Source organism: Providencia vermicola, from assembly GCF_020381325.1.
Taxonomy (GTDB): Bacteria; Pseudomonadota; Gammaproteobacteria; order Enterobacterales; family Enterobacteriaceae; genus Providencia; species Providencia vermicola.
Map to the genome: position 1 here is coordinate 1 of NZ_JAGSPI010000013.1, position 16,944 is coordinate 16,944.

Sequence of the window (16,944 nt, forward strand, 5' to 3'; positions counted from 1 at the left end):
AGATGTGTATAAGAGACAGTTTAAGGTGTTTCAATGTATGCATTTTTTAAAATGCAAAAAAAATGCATCAGATTTAGAATATCTGATGCATTTTGTTGTTTTTTGATGATTACTAGCAGTGATTAGATTGTACAAATAAACATTGGCGAGTAATTTTCTTCAAAAATATAATTTTTATCGTTCAAACGTTTTACTCTAGTGAAGTAAATTTGGTTAAGCTGCGGGAGGCCTCGGATATAAATGTCATTGCCAGCTTGGTCACTCGGGTCAATGTAAATATTTTTTATCCGAGAAAAAAAATGACTGCCTTGTTGTTTGTACTCAATAAGCAGTTTACGGGAGATAATGTACTTTTTATGATTAAAGCTGATTTCGCCCGTCATGATAAAAGAGTGTTGATGATCATTATCCGCACTTGGAATAACACTTAGTAAGTAATAGCCATTTAAACTAGAACGATCGTCTGAAATATCAATTTTTAAGGTTGCACGGCAGTCAGGTACAATAGGTGTATTAACGTGAATATATGTATATAAGCTAATTAGAATCAAAATGATGGCAGTAAAAAATAAAAAAACAAATCGTACAGGTTTGTTATTTGACATAGAAATTCTCACAACTTATCGTAGCACCATCTTTTGCAGTTTTAGGGCAGTATGATAAAAATAGATAGTCATCATCGAAATTTTTATTTTGAGTGATAATTCCCACATTATAGTAAAAAACGGTAGCTGGTTTTTTACAATCAATACTCAAACTTTTTAGCCTATCTTTTAGTACAGAAAAGCTCATTGAGCGAGTATCTGCTTTATGGTAACTATTTATATAACGAATTGAGCACTGATCAATTTGACCGACTTCTGGGTATTCAGTACGGCTAGCAAAAAAGTAGCTTTTAAACAAATAAAGCAAACAAAAGATAATAACGGCAATCAATGTTATTTCTAGGTAGCGATTATTTAAAATATACGCTTTTTTAACGGGTGTTTTGGCATTTATTTCGTTTTCTTCATCTATTTCTAAAGAAGACTCAGTCGATGGAGATAAAAGGGAGGGGATTTCTGCAATAGTTTCTTCAGGTTGCTCCTCGCTTATTTCAATGGTTAAATCAGCTGAAAATTTTATTCCTACTTTTGGAATAGTTGAAATAATCTCTTCATCAAAAAAAGATGATAAATGGCGGCGTAAAACAGAAATACTGCTATTTAAATTATTGTCAGAAACAACTTGGTTATGTTCTTCCCATACACGGCGTAATAAAGTTTCTCTATCTAAAACTTCGCCATTATTTTGTGTTAATACTAAAAGTAAACGATTTAACGTTGTCGTTAGCTTAATTGCGTCGTCAACGTGACTCGTATACAACAGCCCCTGATAGCTGTCATAGGTAACATGCTGATTAATTAAATATTTCATTTTAGGATGGGTTTTTATTTATAGTGGAATACAACTGTATGGTGTCAGTTTATACCCGTAATTCGGGATATGTCAATTAAACTGCATTGGAGTAATTTATTATATTATTTAAAGTGGAAAATTCGAAATAAATATCCAAGAAGGTTAAGTGAAGTTTAATTGAGGTAATGGCAATTTTATTATGTTTTTAAAAATAAAAAAGCCCCATTAGGGGCTTTCATGTATTTGATTATTCATTAAGCTGTTGGCTCAAGGATTTGATGCATAACAGGGTGGAATTTCCGTTTAAAGTAAACTAACCCATGCCCTGTATCATTCACAATGATTTGCTTCATTTCAACCATGTAGACAGAGTGTGTACCAATGTCCTGAACTTGCGTGATTTCGCCTTCAAGATTGGCGAGGGCATTTTTCAGTAAAGGTTGCTGTAAAATGCCGTTATCCCACACATTCCAGCTAAAACGCTCTTCCATTGTGGAACCTTTCATTCCAGCAAAATGGCACGCTAGCTCTTCTTGGTCATGGCTCAGCACGTTTACGCACAGGCGGCCATTCTTTTGAAATACCGCATTCATTGCACTGTTGCGGTTGACACATACCATCAAAGTTGGTGGCGTATCTGTAACTGAACAGACTGCGGTTGCTGTGATCCCACAACGACCTTCAGTACCATCCGTGGTGACTATGTTCACTGCAGCACCGAGACTTGCCATCGCATCTCTGAAACGCAGGCGATGTTCATTTTCTAAAGACATATTGACCTCCTGCTACTGATTACTTCAGCAGCGAATCTAACTGATTAATATCATTGTTGTTATACAGGTGTGGACGTTTCCATCCGTGTTGATCGTAATCTGATAAGCAGCGATCAACCATATCTGTCATGGCTTTCATGTTGCCGGAACCTTGAGCATGACGCAGACATTGCAGGCGAATCTCGTCTTGGCTTCCAGCGTAGTTAATTTCATACAGTTCATGGCGCCCACCAAACTCACTACCAATTGCATCCCACATGAGTTTGAGGATCTTAATACGTTCTACGTGATCCATTCCGTTTGAACCGCGAACATATTTAGCTAAATACTTATCAATTTCTGGATTATTCATATCACGAACGCTTGATGGTAAGTAAATCAGGCCACTTGTCACGTTACTTTCAATGATATTCTTAATTTTGGTGTAAGCCATTGGTGCCATAACACGGTATGTCTGGATAGCTTGGGTATCTGGTAGGAATGCCCCGCCTTCCCATGCTTTCGCTTCTGATGTCATTGCATCAGTCAATGACCAGAACAGGTTACGCCACGCGACCACTTCACCTAAATCAGCCTGTACACCACGGAAATCAATAACACCTGTACATTCTAAACTTTTTTGTAACAATCCGGTAATGAAGTCTAATTTAACGGCTAAGCGGACACAAGCTTGTAATGGGAATAAACGTGCGAATCCACCTTGTACAGCCCAATTACGAGCGCGGTCAAAGTCACGGTAAATCAAGACGTTTTCCCATGGAATTAACACATGATCCATCACCAAGATGGCATCATTTTCATCGAAACGGCTTGATAATGGGTAATCAAATGGTGCGCCAGTTGCGCCTGCCACTAATTCATAAGAGGCGCGAGAGATTAATTTCACACCGTCGGCATCCATTGGTGCAACAAACATCAGTGCAAAGTCAGGGTTATCACCCATCACTTGTGCGGAACCAAAACCGATAAAGTTATAGTGGGTTAAGGCTGAGTTGGTCGCAACCACTTTTGCGCCGCTGACGATAATCCCTGCATCTGTTTCTTTTTCAAGTTTGATATAAACATCTTTCACTTCATCAGCAGGCTTATGGCGATCAATTGGTGGGTTAACAATCGCATGGTTGAAATACAGGCCACTTTCTTGAATGCGTTTGTACCAGTTGCGCGCGTTATCTGCAAATTGGCCGTAATATTCAGGGTTTGCGCCTAAACAGCTGGCGAATGCCGCCTTATAGTCTGGAGTGCGTCCCATCCATCCGTAGCTCTGGCGTGACCAATCTGCGATTGCATCACGTTGTTGGCGCAATTCGTCTGCACTTTTCGCGAAACGGAAGAACTTGTGCGTGTATCCACCGTTACCTGTGTCGGTGTTCCAGCAAAGCTGGTCATGAGTCGTTTTATCATGGAGCGCATCATATAACTGTCCTATAGAAGCCGCTGAATTACGAAAAGCTGGGTGAGTGGTGACATCTTTTACGCGTTCGCCATAAATATAAATTTCACGGCCATCTTGTAGGCTTTTTAGGTATTCTTGGCTATTAAAAGGGCGTTTAGCATCTGAACGAAAATCTTCTGGTTTCATGTCTACCTCGTTATCTCACAATGAGGGCTTGCATTGATAGGAGTACAAAGGTGCAAGCGAAATTATGTTAATTTTATGTTTGTTTTGTGTTTCTTAATTGAATCGCTTTCTGAGATGATTTAAAAGAGACTTTAGAAAGGTTTACTGGTACTTTTCGTTGATATGGAAAGTTTATAAAAGAAATGTGATCCTATCGATATTTTGATGTTAATGTAATCATTGTTTTTAATTAAAATAATTTAAATATCATAATATTAAAGTTTGTTCATGTATTAACAATGAATAATTTAATTTTATTTTTATGCCTATTTTTTATCCTTTAATTTCACTTTTTGTTATTCTGGATAACCTTATTTAAGTAAGTTAAAACAAAATTGATAAGAGATAAAAATGTTTTTAAAATGTAAAAGAAATTTTATTGCCGCTGAATTGTTCAATGGCAATAAAATTTTTCAAATGAAAGGGAAATGTTTGATCGCTTAATGGATATTTTGTTCGCGCCAAGTGCTCGGTGAGGAGCCGACGAGCCGGTTAAAAAAGCGAGCGAAGTAGGCGGGGTCTTTAAACCCGAGTTGGTAGGCAATTTCAGAGACCGGGCTGTCCGAAAAAACAAGTAAACGCTTCGCTTCACGTAGAATACGGTCGAAAATGAGTCGTTTTGGTGGCCTATTCGCAAATCGGCGGCACATGTCTTTGAGGCGTGATTCTGTTACGCCAAGCTTTTTGGCATATTCAGGTACGGCAAGGTGTTCATGATAATGTAAGTCAATTAATTGGTTAAACCGTTGGAACAGACGATGCTCTCCTCGAACGCCACTAGTCGGGTGGTCATCTAATGGGATAGACCTTAATAGAAAAGTAAAAAGTGCTTGCGCCAATGAAGATAAAGCCTGATGTTTCCCTACATTGTTATTTGCTGATTCGCGCGCCATCAATGCCCAGTAATGATTGAAGGTATCAATATCATCGAGTTTATCGGCAACCGATAAGCAAATAGCAGGAATATCCACTAAATCGGGATGTGCAGGATAAAGAGACTCAAGCAGTGGCGTGATAAGGTCTTGTCGTACAGTCAGTACATGCCCATCAGTGTCTTCTTGGGTAAAAAAAGCATGAGCGACAGAAGGGGGGGTTAATATAAACAACGGTGCTTGGACAGAATAGCGTAATTCGTCAAGCTGCAAGGTAATGTGGCCAGTGACCAAATAATGCAACTGAAAGAAACCATCATGGCGATGCGCCTGCATATCACGACCAAAAAAGGCAGCCATATTGCCGAAGGTTTGGTAGTGGACGTCATCGGTACCTTGGGTTTCGTCATAATCAGTACTAATATCTATATTCGTAATTAAAGTTGAGTTACCCTTCATTCTTCGGCTCGCAGCGTTGTTGGCTTCACAAGCCAACCCTAGTCACATACTTATGTATGCTCCTAGGGATTAACTTGCTTGCCGCTTAGCTGCAAACCAAATTATTTTGGGTAACACCCTTTAATAATTATTTGCAGCATAAATTATCAAAACATTCAAAACATTCAAAACATTCGAATCGTTAAAATATTAAGGCGTTGCTCTTGGGCGTGAGTTTTTCATTGGAATAGCAATGACTAGCAATGCACCAACCACCAGCAAACCTGCCACAAAATAGAGACCCGAGTTAAAGCTACCTGTTTGGTCTTTCAGCCAACCGATAAGGAGTGGGCTGACCGCAGAGCCTATATTACCTGTTGCGTTGATAACAGCAATGCCGATTGCACGAGCACGTAAACTGATGGATTGGTCTGGGGTTGTCCAGAATACGGCCATGGCAGTAAATGACCCGGTTGATGCCATGATAATACCAATCAATTGGATGATTGGATGGCTAGTCATAGCCGCGAGAACCCATCCGGCTGCCGCAAATAAATACGGTAAGGCAGTATGCATTTTCCGCTCTTGTAGTCGGTCAGAGCGACGGCTCCAATAGATCATCCCTAAGATTGTACAGAACTGTGGAATGGCAGTTAACAGCCCAATCATGGCATTACTACTGCCTTGGTTGAAGCTTTGCATAATCTGCGGCGTCCAGATATTGATGGCACTTAACGTATTGGTTAAACAAAAATAAGCAACGGTGTACATCAAGATTACTGGGGTAAAAATTTCTTTCCACAAACTGGTATTTTGCAGGGCGCTATGGCTTTTCGAACCATGTGGCTGCACGAGTTCCAGCTGGTCTTTATCCATCATTTCTTGCAGTGTGTCTTTGTCTTCTTGCGTCAGCCATTTGGCTTTTTTCGGTGAATCATCAAGGTAGAACCAAACTAACACGCCTAAAATCACGGAAGGGAAGCCTTCAAGCAGGAATAACCATTGCCAGCCTTTTAAGTCTAAAATGCCATCCATCCCTAAAATATAACCAGAAGCTAAGGAGCCGAACGCCATGGTGACAGGCATCGCAATCATAAATAAGGCATTGGCACGAGCGCGGAAATAGGCTGGAAACCAGTAAGTTAGGTATACCAGAATCCCTGGTAAGAAGCCCGCTTCAGCGATACCCACTAACATTCGCAGAACATACAAACTTGTTGGCCCTGTGGCAAACATGGTTGCTGTTGAAGCAATCCCCCAAAGTACCATGATGGTGGCTATCCAGCGACGCGCCCCAACAATCCCTAGCATGATGTTACTTGGAATACCAAAAATCACGTAAGTGGCATAGAACAAGGTAGCGGCTAAACCGAACATAGTTGAGGTCAGGCCGATGTCTTTCCCCATGGTTAGGCCCGCAAAGCCGATATTAATACGGTCTAAGAATGAGAAAACGAATAAAACAAATAAAAATACGATAAGGCGCTTAAATAATTTATTAATGACCCGCTGCTGCGGCTCAGTTAAATTTTTATGTTGTTCAGCAGGGTTAGTGCTTGCAAGTTGTTGATTACTCATTGTAGGGCCCTCAATTCTTTCTTCTGAAAATTATTATAGGTACAAGGGACGATGAGGCAGTCATGGTGGTGTCTGCCCTTTATTGCGATTTTAATAGTTCACTCGTTTAGATAAGCCGTTTGTCTGTAGGGTAAAAAGTTATCTAAATAAGCAGGTTTAGTTAGTAAACACTCGGCGTACTGGATGTCACTTCCGAGACTGTTTTGCCAAATTTTGCAGCAAGGGCTTCGGCGGTACGTGCTAGCAGCGTAGTATCAACGCCGACAGCGACAAACAGTGCACCGAGTTTCAGATAATGTTCAGCAACATCTGGTGCTGCCATTAAAATCCCCGGGGCGAGACCCGCAGCACGAATTTGTACAATCGCTTTTTCTATCACGGCTTTGACTTCAGGGTGGTTAGGATTTCCCGAAAAGCCCATATCTGCACTAAGATCAGCTGGGCCGATAAACACACCATCGACGCCTTCTACTTTTAAGATCTCTGGCAGGTTATTCATTGCTTCGCGGGTTTCGACCTGCACGATCACGCACATTTCATCGTTGGCACGAGTGAGGTAATCAGGGACTCGATTCCAGCGAGAGGCTCGCGCTAATGCACTGCCAACACCGCGGATCCCGGCTGGTGGGTAGCGTGTTGAGCGTACCGCTTGCTTCGCTTGTTCGGCGTTTTGTACCATTGGCAGCAACAAAGTTTGTGCGCCAATATCTAACAGTTGTTTGATGATTACCGGATCATTCCACGGTGGGCGCACAACGGGTTGCGATGGATAAGGGGCGATCGCTTGCAATTGCGATAATGTTGTCTGCACATTATTCGGTGCATGCTCACCATCGATCAGTAGCCAGTCAAAGCCAGCACCAGCTAACAACTCGGCACTATACGGGCTGCATAAACCCAACCATAGACCAATTTGAGGTTGGCCACTTTTTAGCGCTTTTTTGAATTTATTTTCTAAGATGTCCATCATAATTTCCTTATACAAAACGGCAGCTTATAGAGCCCATATTGCCGTAATCGACGTGGAACACATCGCCTTTACGTGCGGGAACCGGGCGGGTAAATGAACCGCCAAGAATGATTTGACCCGGTTCGAGTTGGACATTATGGGGGGCTAATTTATTGGCTAACCATGCAACACCATTAGCAGGGTGGTTAAGAACTGCGGCAGCAACGCCAGACTCTTCAATGACCCCATTACGATAAAGCAGGGCGCTGATCCAACGCATATCTAAATCGCGAGGTTTAATTGGGCGGCCACCTAAAATGACTGCTGCGTTTGCGGCGTTATCTGAAATAGTATCGAACACTTTACGTGGGCGATTGGTCTGTGGATCGATGTTATGACAGCGTGCATCAATCAGCTCAAGTGCGGGGATCACATAGTCAGTGGCGTTATAAACATCAAAAATAGTACAGTTTGGCCCACGCAGTGGTTTTGCTAAAACGAACGCGAGTTCAACTTCAATGCGCGGTACGATAAAGCGGTCAGTTGGGATGTCACAGCCGTCATCAAAAAACATATCATCAAGTAGCGCACCGTAATCTGGCTCATCAATTTGCGAGCTCGCCTGCATCGCTTTTGATGTCAGCCCAATTTTATGGCCTTTAAGCACACGCCCTTCAGCGATTTTTAAGCCAACCCATTCTTTTTGAACGGCATAAGCATCGTCGATCGTCATTTCAGGGTGATCTAAAGAAATCTGGCGGATCTGCTCACGGCTTTTCTCTGCTTGATTTAGACGCTGCGCTATTTGTAAGATTATATCTTTCTGTAACATCTTATTTTCCTTTTGTACCTCAGCTCGTCATACTTCGAGTGAGAACTGCGTTAACTGCCTTGTTCTCACTCGAATTATTTAGAGCTAACAATTTGGATTTAAAATTATCCGTTCAAGTTATACTTCGAGCTTAGGTTTTATCTGCGATTTTTTGAAAAATAGTCTGCTAATTAACTAGTTAGAAAGCCCACCAAAGCAGAGGTATTTCACTTCCAGATAATCTTCAATGCCGTAGCGCGAACCTTCACGCCCCAGTCCAGACTGCTTAATGCCACCAAATGGGGCCACTTCATTCGAAATAATGCCTTCGTTGATACCCACCATGCCGCTTTCTAATGCTTCAGCAACGCGGTAGATACGGCCGATATCCCGTGAATAGAAATAAGATGCCAAGCCAAATTCAGTGTCATTGGCAAGGGCGATAGCCTCTTCTTCATCACGGAATTTAAATAAAGGTGCTAATGGGCCAAAGGTTTCTTCTTTGGCCACTTTCATGGATTTTGTCACGCCAGTGATAACAGTTGGTTCAAAGAATAAACCGCCTAAACTTGCTGCTTTACCGCCAGCAATCACTGTTGCACCGTGTGAAACGGCATCAGCAATGTGCTCGGTAACTTTGTCGATAGCCGCTTGGTTAATTAATGGGCCTTGTTGGGAGTCGGCTTGTGTTGCAGGGCCAATTTTTAAGGCATTAACGGCTTTGGCTAAGCGAGCCGCAAACTCATCATAGACACCCTCTTGCACTAAAATGCGATTTGCACATACGCAAGTTTGACCGCTATTACGGAATTTCGCGGCTAAAGCCCCTTGAACCGCTGAATCTAAGTCCGCATCATCAAACACGATAAACGGTGCGTTACCGCCAAGTTCTAATGACATTTTTTTCACGGTGTTGGCACACTGTTCCATCAATAATTTACCAACACGGGTTGAGCCAGTGAATGTCAGCTTGCGTACGATTGGGCTTGATGTCATCACGCCACCAATGGCTTGTGCGTCAGTGCCCGGAACAATATTAAACACCCCAGCAGGGATGCCAGCTTCTTCACCAAGAACCGCTAATGCAAGGGCAGACAGTGGTGTTTCAGCCGCAGGTTTCAGCACCATAGTACAGCCTGCCGCAAGGGCTGGGCCCACTTTGCGCGTGATCATCGCATTCGGGAAGTTCCACGGTGTGATAGCCGCGACAACGCCCACGGGTTGTTTGATAGTTACAAGGCGGCGACCCGGTAAAGGTGACGGAATACTTTCACCGTAAACACGCTTACCTTCTTCAGCAAACCACTCAATAAAGCTAGCACCATAAGCAATTTCACCCATCGATTCTGTCATCGATTTGCCTTGCTCTGCGCTTAGCAGTTGCGCTAACTCTTTTTGGTTATCCATCATTAAACGGAACCATTTATTTAAGATTTGGCTACGCTCTTTGGCCGTTTTTGCTCGCCAAGCTGGCAAGGCTTTTTCGGCCGCTTCGATAGCGCGTTGGGTTTCTACTGCGCCCACATTGCTAACGTTTGCAATCACTGTGTTATCCGCAGGATTAGTCACTTCAAACACGCTTTTGTCTTGGGCATCAACCCATTGACCGTTGATATAAGCCTGTTGGCGGAATAATGTAGAATTGGTGTTTATGCTCATTTTTCGTTTTTCTCCGAAGACACAGATTGGATTTGTGGGCGGATGTTTTTAGCCGATAAACGCTGGCTTGCAAAACTTAATCCGGCACAAATCGCCATTACAAGTGCCATAGCAAAAGGGGATTCATCTTGTAAGACAGAAACTGCAACACTGGCGAGCGCTGCTAATGCAAATTGAATTGAAATCGCAAGTGCGCTTGCACTGCCAGCAATTTTGCCGCGATGTTGCAGTAACAGTGACAAACTGTTGGTGCCGATAGCGTTGACCATCGATAGGAACAGCACCACAAGAATAACAATTATGAGGAGATTTTGTTGGTAAAAAAGTAGCAGAAGCAGACCAAATGCTAATTGAAAGCCACTTTGCATGGTGAGTATGCGCGTTAAACTGTAAATTTTTAGCAGTTTCACGTTTAGCAATAACATCACAATCATCCCCAAAATATTGCAGCCGAACAACAAGCCATAATGCTGTTCAGATACCCCAAAATAGTTGATGTACACAAACGGTGAACCACTGATAAAGGCAAACATTCCTGCAAAAGAGAAGGCCATGGTGCCGATAATACTCAGTGCTTCTCGGTCTGTGAGCACCTGCATGTAGTTTTTAAACGCTACACAAAGTAAATTCTCTGACGTGCGCTGGTGGACTAACGTTTCGGGCAACAGAAGGAAAATCGTACTCACCGAAACTAGACCTACTAACGCCAACAGATAAAAAATTGCCTGCCACTGAAAATGAATCAATAAAAAACCGCCCAGTAGGGGCGCTAGCAAAGGCGCAATCATGGTGACTAAGGTCATCAATGACAGCACTTTGGGTAATTCATTTGCAGGGTAAACATCCCGCGCGATTGCCCTTGCCATGACAATTGCAGCACCGCTACCAAATGCTTGTAATGCTCTGAAAATAATCAAGGTATTGGCATTAGTCGCTTGAGCGCATAACAAGCTTGCCACGGTAAAAATAGCCAGCCCGCTTAACAACATTTTTCGGCGACCCAGTAGATCACTGAGTGGGCCGTAAAACAGCATACCCACACAGAAACCCGCAAAGAATGCACCAAGGGTATACTGCATTTGCCCTTGTGTTGCCTGTAGAGCAGTCCCCATTTGAGGCAGGGCAGGAAGGTACATATCGATAGACAATGGCCCAAATGCCACCAATGATCCTAATAATGGGATCAGCCAGTGTGGGATGTGTTTATCGAAACTTTTGACCATCGTGCCCTCGCTTTTTTTCGCTCAACGATTACGCTTTGAATAAGGCGTGAACGTTGTTTTGTTTGTAGTTCAATACTGGGTCAAGCTCTTCCATGGTAAATGACAGCGCTAATAGGCGGTTTGCCGTTAAGTCTGCAAAATGCGCCTTGATTAGGTCGAAAAGCATTTCCCCTGTTTTTTGCCTGTCTTCGAGGGAACGACCTGCACCAATTTTTAGCGTCATATGCACGAAAGCATAGTCATGTTTACCATCCGCCATTTGCCATGTATCTAACCAAATTGCACGGCTACGAATGCCGCCTAATGGAAAAATGCCTGTACCCGCAAGGGCTTCATTCACTTTGGCAAATAATTCGGGAAGCTTGGCCTCTTCACGGATATTTTCGGTACATTCTGCATAAAAATGTGGCATAACAATTCCTTACGCAGTTTCAGTTTGCTTGTCAGTGATATAGCTTGGTAGTGGGAACACCGCATTGAGCTGCCCTGTACCTGAGCTGGCGAATAAATCGGTTAAGATTTCTACGTTCTCTGAATATTTGTCCCAACCTAACATGCCAAGTAACATAACTGTGTCATGCATATGACCTTCGCCGTAGCAGTAGTCCGCATATTCAGGCAGCATTTTGCAGAACTCTTGAAAACGGCCTTCACGCCATAATTTGACGACACGCTTGTCCATTTGCTCATCAAATTCACGAGTGTAGCTATTCATGCCATCTTCCGCTTTTTGGTCATCGATAAAGCGGTGTGATAACGAGCCACTGGCTAATACAGCCACCGTACCATCGTATTTTTCAATGGCAGTGAGGACGGCTTCGCCTAACTTGCGGCTATCTTCAAAGCTATGTGACGTACAAAATGCAGAGATTGAAATGACTTTGAAGTGGCGATCGCTATTCATATAGCGCATTGGAACTAAGGTTGCATATTCGAGAGTTAAGCTTGGAATTTCATGCGCTTGAGCACGAACACCGAGCTTACGCGCCTCTTCACCAATCATCTGACCTAAGGCAGAGTTACCATCATATTCATATTCCATATCGCGAATGAAATGTGGAAGTTCATTACTGGTATAAATACCTTTGAAATGATCGGCACAGTTGATGTGATACGCGCTGTTGACTAACCAGTGAGTGTCAAAAACAATAATGGTATCCACGCCTAATTCACGGCAGCGACGGCTAATTTCTTTATGGCCATCGATAGCGGCTTGGCGGCACCCATGGTTTTTACCTGGTAGTTCAGATAGGTACATGGATGGGACGTGTGTGATCTTCGCAGCTAGTGCCAGTTTACCCATTTTATCCTCTCTTACCCGTTATATTTTGAGCTGTAGCGGTGTTGGCTGCACAAAACCACCCTAATCACATACTTATGTATGCTCATAGGGATGATTTCGCTTGCCGCCTAGCTACAACTCAAACTATTTAGGGTAAGGAACGAGTTTACCCATAATTTGTTGTAGCTATTATTTGTTGTGAATCATTTACAGTTCAAATTTTTATAGGTATCTAATTGATAATAAAAATGACTTAATAAGTTATACACCCCAACGTGGGATATTGTGGTCTCCGTAGGAGATACACACGTTCTTCATTTCAGCAAAGACTTCGAAGCTGTATTCGCCACCTTCACGGCCAACACCAGAGGCTTTTACACCGCCGAATGGTTGGCGCAGGTCACGGACGTTTTGGGTGTTAACAAACACCATACCTGCCTCGATGCTGCGAGATAAACGCAGAATTTTGCTGACATCTTGTGTCCAAATATACGAAGCCAGGCCATATTCCACATCGTTCGCCATACGTAGGCCATCTTCTTCAGTCTTGAATGGGATCAAACAAGCGACAGGCCCGAAGATCTCTTCTTGCGCAACGCGCATACGGTTATCCACATCAGCTAGCACGGTTGGGCGCAAGAAATGACCATTTTTCAGGTGATCTGGTAGATCGGTTGGTTTATCAGGGCCACCCGCTAACAGAGTTGCACCTTCTTCCATGCCGATGCGGATATAGCCAGACACTTTGTTCCAGTGCTGTTGGCTGATCAATGCACCGACTTGTGTTTTCGGATCGTTCGGGTCACCGACGATCAGGCGGTTTGCGCGTTCAGCAAAACGTTTTACAAACTCAGGGTAAATGCTTTCTTGAATGAAAATACGTGAGCCTGCGGTGCAACGTTCACCATTAATAGAGAAAATAGTAAACAGTGCCGCATCCATTGCGCGCTCAATATCCGCATCTTCAAAAATCAGAACTGGAGATTTACCCCCTAATTCCATTGAATATTTTTTCAGCCCTGCGTTTTGCATAATGGCACGGCCTGTTGCTGTACCACCAGTGAATGAGACTGCACGCACATCGTGATGTTTCACCAGTGCATCACCTGCCGTTGCACCATAACCTTGTACTACGTTCAGAACGCCTGCAGGAATTCCTGCTTCAAGCGCTAACTCGCCTAAACGGTTTGCAGATAGCGGAGACAGTTCAGACATTTTCAGCACGGCAGTGTTACCCAGTGCTAAACAGGGTGCCGTTTTCCATGTTGCTGTCATAAACGGCACGTTCCACGGAGAGATTAATCCACACACACCGACGGGTTGTATCAGGGTGTAGTTCATCATTTTGTCATCAACGGGATAGGTGCGGCCGTTCATTTGTTGACAAATTTCAGCAAAGAATTCAAAGTTGTGTGAAGCGCGTGGGATCAACACATTTTTGGTTTGGTGAATTGGTAAACCCGTATCTTTGGTTTCCATTTCTGCAATTTGCGGTACGTTTTCGTCGATCAACTCACCCAAGCGGCGCATTAAGCGAGCACGCTCTTTCATTGGCGTGTTAGCCCATTTTGGAAACGCGTCTTTCGCGGCGGCAACGGCTTGGTTGATTTCGTCTTGACCGCCAGAGGCGACTTCAGCGAGTACTTCACCCGTAGCTGGGTTCGTCGTTTGGAAATACTCTTTGCTGGCAACGTTCTTACCGTTGATCCAATGATTAATCTTAGTCATTACACTCGTTCCTCATAGTCTTTTTCGCTGATAATGGTGTTAACCAGTCGGCCAACGCCTTCAACTTCAACAATGACTTCGTCACCTGGAACCACATCTGACAGCCCTTTCGGCGTGCCCGTGGCGATCATGTCGCCTGGTTGCAGTGTCATAAAGTCACTGAGGTAAGCAATTAAAAATGGAATATCGAAAATTAAATCAGCCGTGGTGCCTTTTTGGCGTAATTCCCCATTCACATAGGTATAAAGCGCAAGGTTATGTGGGTCTTTCACTGCGTCTTTATCGACAATCCAAGGGCCGATAGGAGTCAATGTATCGCGGCTCTTAACACGCAGATTGGGGCGATAGTAATTTTCCAAATAGTCGCGGATCGCATAGTCATTACACACGGTATAACCTGCGACATAATCCATTGCATCTTCTCTTGAAACTTTGTGAGCCGTTTTGCCAATCACTACCACTAACTCTGACTCATAATGCATATATTCAACATTGTCTGGGCGTACAGAAACTTGGCGGTGGCCTGTTAAGCTACTTTCTGCTTTTAAGAAAATTAATGGCTCTTCAGGCGGCTTAAATTCTAACTCTGCGGCGTGGTCAGCATAGTTCAAACCAAGGGCGAACAGGGTACCTTGCGCAGGGGGTAACCAAGTTACATCTGCAGAATCACCTGCGACAACGTCCCCGTTTGGTAATGTGATGGCTTCGTTATCGCCAACAGTGACGGCATATTCTGTCCCTTTAAAAAGGATTTTTGCGCGTTTAGTGATAGTCGACATTATTTTCCTCCTGCCGCGACAACCGTATTTTTCAGACTCGGGAAGCCTTCTGCTTGAACAACCACTTCATCACCTGGTTTGATAGTGATGCGTTGTTGTGGGGTTCCCATCAGGATCACATCGCCTTGTTTTAAGGTGGCGAAATCACTGAGAGCAGCAACTAGCTCACTGGCATCACGGATTAAATCTTTTGTTGACCAACGGTCGACTTCTTTGCCATTCACTTGAGTGATGATATCAACAGGGGCATTTAGCGACGTTTTCACCATCTCACCAATTGGGCAGAAAGTATCACGGCATTTTGCTTTGATAGCAGGGCGGTAGAAGGTGTCTTCCGGCAGGCTCACTTCATTCGCGAGAGCAAATCCAGCAATAAACTTCATTGCATCCGCTTTGCTGACTTTGCGTGCATCTTGGCCAATCACCAGTGCAAGGGTTGCTCCACTTTGCACTTCTTCGCCCGCAGGGTGCAAAATTTGCTCGCCAGAATTGATGCGCGTATTGCGCGGCTTAATAAACCACACTGGGGTTTTGGGTGGGGTTTTATAAGGGGCTTGCTGGAATGCCTCGAGCCAATGGCTAAGTTGGCTTTGATGATTGAGGGCAACGGCAAATACTGTGCCTTTCATTGACAACTCCTTAATGAAAAGAATTCAACTTTCGAGTAATTATTAACATATTAATAAAGTATAATTTTGAAATTAGCAATACCTTTATAAAAATGTTAATTTTAATTGTGATCGCATTAACAAAATGCAGTGACCACTATGTAAGTGATTGTTATTAAATATTTTATTATTTTTTCAAATTTTTTTTAATTACAATTATTTAACTTGAATGATAATTAAAAAATTATTTACTCATTAATATTTTAGGGTTTTTCTTTGAGATTGTTATTTGAGCGTGCTACTCTTTAACAGAGGTGAGTGAGGTGTATTGAAATCAGGGTGAAAATAGTGTGTTTTTATTAACAACAAGCCCAAAAGCGTAACTTCAAAGCACCTAAATAGGGATTAAATAACATTAATTTAGTGATGAGTTTTAAGCTTATGCATGAATCATTGACAATTGCATTACTGCAAGCGAGAGAAACCGCAATGGGGTTCTTTCGACCCATTTTAAAGTCGTATAATTTGACTGAACAGCAATGGCGTATCATTCGCGTTTTAGCTGATAACCGTTCAATTGATTTTCATGAGTTATCGGTTCAAACCTGTATTCTCCGTCCAAGCCTGACGGGGATCTTAACCCGCATGGAGCGCGAAGGTTTAATTTTCCGTTTAAAGCCACTGAATGACCAACGCAAACTCTACGTTTCGCTAACGCCAACAGGGCAAGAGCTGTACGATAAAGCTCGTCAGGAAGTCGAAGAAGGTTATCAAAAAATCGAACTGGCATTTTCTCCAGAAAAAATGCAACAACTGACCGCATTGTTGGATGAGCTCATCGCTTTAGAGAGCCCAGATTATAGTAATATCGCTACTGATAAGAGAAAGAGCGCCTAATTTTCGTCATATTTCGAGCTCTAGCTGTGTTGGCCTCTTTCGGCTATTTGGGTCACATACTGATGTATGCTCCCCAAACTATCCTCAATTGCCGCCTTGCTAGAGTTCGAACTATTTAGAAAATTAATTTGTCGTCGTCATATTTCGAGCTCTAGCTGTGTTGGCCTCTTTCGGCTATTTGGGTCACATACTGATGTATGCTCCCCAAACTATCCTCAATTGCCGCCTTGCTAGAGTTCGAACTATTTAGAAAATTAATTTGTCGTCGTCATATTTCGAGCTCTAGCTGTGTTGGCCTCTTTCGGCTATTTGGGTCACATACTAATGT

At 43.1% G+C, this 16,944-nt stretch carries 16 protein-coding genes; 1 reads left to right on the forward strand and 15 read right to left on the reverse strand.

Translation table 11 applies throughout. The features are described from left to right. Positions 1–122: 122 nt before the first annotated feature. The 15 genes from KDJ85_RS17645 to KDJ85_RS17715 all read right to left on the reverse strand — a co-directional run bounded on the left by KDJ85_RS17645 (position 123) and on the right by KDJ85_RS17715 (position 15,740). Positions 123–605, reverse strand: coding sequence for a FidL-like protein (locus KDJ85_RS17645; RefSeq protein ID WP_225820766.1), 483 nt, complete (start codon positions 603–605; stop codon positions 123–125). Then, the gene (locus KDJ85_RS17650) at positions 595–1,416 is read right to left on the reverse strand and encodes a winged helix-turn-helix domain-containing protein (RefSeq protein ID WP_225820767.1); all 822 of its coding nucleotides are present in this window, start codon (positions 1,414–1,416) and stop codon (positions 595–597) included. Before KDJ85_RS17650 ends, KDJ85_RS17645 begins: the two co-directional genes overlap by 11 nt. Before the next feature lie 236 nt (positions 1,417–1,652). Continuing rightward, entirely contained in the window at positions 1,653–2,171 is a 519-nt protein-coding gene (gene hpaC, locus KDJ85_RS17655; protein WP_042846858.1) for a 4-hydroxyphenylacetate 3-monooxygenase, reductase component, read from the reverse strand. A gap of 19 nt (positions 2,172–2,190) precedes the next feature. Continuing rightward, positions 2,191–3,753 (reverse strand): 4-hydroxyphenylacetate 3-monooxygenase, oxygenase component, encoded by a 1,563-nt coding sequence (hpaB, locus tag KDJ85_RS17660; protein ID WP_219245811.1) that lies wholly within the window; start codon positions 3,751–3,753, stop codon positions 2,191–2,193. A 479-nt stretch (positions 3,754–4,232) separates the two neighbouring features. Beyond that, positions 4,233–5,123: a 4-hydroxyphenylacetate catabolism regulatory protein HpaA gene (gene hpaA, locus KDJ85_RS17665; protein WP_225820768.1), complete on the reverse strand. Its 891-nt coding sequence runs from the start codon at positions 5,121–5,123 to the stop codon at positions 4,233–4,235. 189 nt (positions 5,124–5,312) lie between these two features. After that, positions 5,313–6,680 carry a 4-hydroxyphenylacetate permease gene (gene hpaX, locus KDJ85_RS17670; RefSeq protein ID WP_225820769.1) on the reverse strand — a complete coding sequence of 456 codons (1,368 nt, stop codon included), beginning with the start codon at positions 6,678–6,680 and terminating at the stop codon, positions 5,313–5,315. A 160-nt stretch (positions 6,681–6,840) separates the two neighbouring features. After that, positions 6,841–7,647 carry a 4-hydroxy-2-oxoheptanedioate aldolase gene (gene hpaI / locus KDJ85_RS17675; protein ID WP_225820860.1) on the reverse strand — a complete coding sequence of 269 codons (807 nt, stop codon included), beginning with the start codon at positions 7,645–7,647 and terminating at the stop codon, positions 6,841–6,843. A 10-nt stretch (positions 7,648–7,657) separates the two neighbouring features. After that, positions 7,658–8,461 carry a 2-oxo-hept-4-ene-1,7-dioate hydratase gene (gene hpaH / locus KDJ85_RS17680; protein WP_225820770.1) on the reverse strand — a complete coding sequence of 268 codons (804 nt, stop codon included), beginning with the start codon at positions 8,459–8,461 and terminating at the stop codon, positions 7,658–7,660. A gap of 174 nt (positions 8,462–8,635) precedes the next feature. Then, positions 8,636–10,099, reverse strand: coding sequence for an NAD-dependent succinate-semialdehyde dehydrogenase (locus KDJ85_RS17685; RefSeq protein WP_225820771.1), 1,464 nt, complete (start codon positions 10,097–10,099; stop codon positions 8,636–8,638). Next, on the reverse strand, positions 10,096–11,322 hold the full coding sequence (locus tag KDJ85_RS17690) for a Bcr/CflA family multidrug efflux MFS transporter (RefSeq protein ID WP_225820772.1): 1,227 nt from the start codon (positions 11,320–11,322) through the stop codon (positions 10,096–10,098). The genes KDJ85_RS17685 and KDJ85_RS17690 overlap by 4 nt, the downstream gene beginning before the upstream one ends. 28 nt (positions 11,323–11,350) lie before the next feature. After that, entirely contained in the window at positions 11,351–11,734 is a 384-nt protein-coding gene (locus KDJ85_RS17695) for a 5-carboxymethyl-2-hydroxymuconate Delta-isomerase (protein ID WP_225820773.1), read from the reverse strand. A 9-nt stretch (positions 11,735–11,743) separates the two neighbouring features. Then, positions 11,744–12,625, reverse strand: a complete 882-nt coding sequence (gene hpaD / locus KDJ85_RS17700; RefSeq protein WP_206084683.1) for a 3,4-dihydroxyphenylacetate 2,3-dioxygenase — start codon at positions 12,623–12,625, stop codon at positions 11,744–11,746. 240 nt (positions 12,626–12,865) lie between these two features. Further along, positions 12,866–14,332: a 5-carboxymethyl-2-hydroxymuconate semialdehyde dehydrogenase gene (gene hpaE / locus KDJ85_RS17705; protein WP_206084684.1), complete on the reverse strand. Its 1,467-nt coding sequence runs from the start codon at positions 14,330–14,332 to the stop codon at positions 12,866–12,868. After that, entirely contained in the window at positions 14,332–15,111 is a 780-nt protein-coding gene (locus tag KDJ85_RS17710; RefSeq protein WP_225820774.1) for a fumarylacetoacetate hydrolase family protein, read from the reverse strand. The genes hpaE and KDJ85_RS17710 overlap by 1 nt, the downstream gene beginning before the upstream one ends. Then, positions 15,111–15,740 carry a fumarylacetoacetate hydrolase family protein gene (locus KDJ85_RS17715; protein WP_225820775.1) on the reverse strand — a complete coding sequence of 210 codons (630 nt, stop codon included), beginning with the start codon at positions 15,738–15,740 and terminating at the stop codon, positions 15,111–15,113. Before KDJ85_RS17715 ends, KDJ85_RS17710 begins: the two co-directional genes overlap by 1 nt. A gap of 420 nt (positions 15,741–16,160) precedes the next feature. On the opposite strand from KDJ85_RS17715, the gene hpaR reads away from it, so the two are divergent. Further along, entirely contained in the window at positions 16,161–16,616 is a 456-nt protein-coding gene (gene hpaR / locus KDJ85_RS17720) for a homoprotocatechuate degradation operon regulator HpaR (RefSeq protein WP_225820776.1), read from the forward strand. Positions 16,617–16,944: the final 328 nt, after the last annotated feature.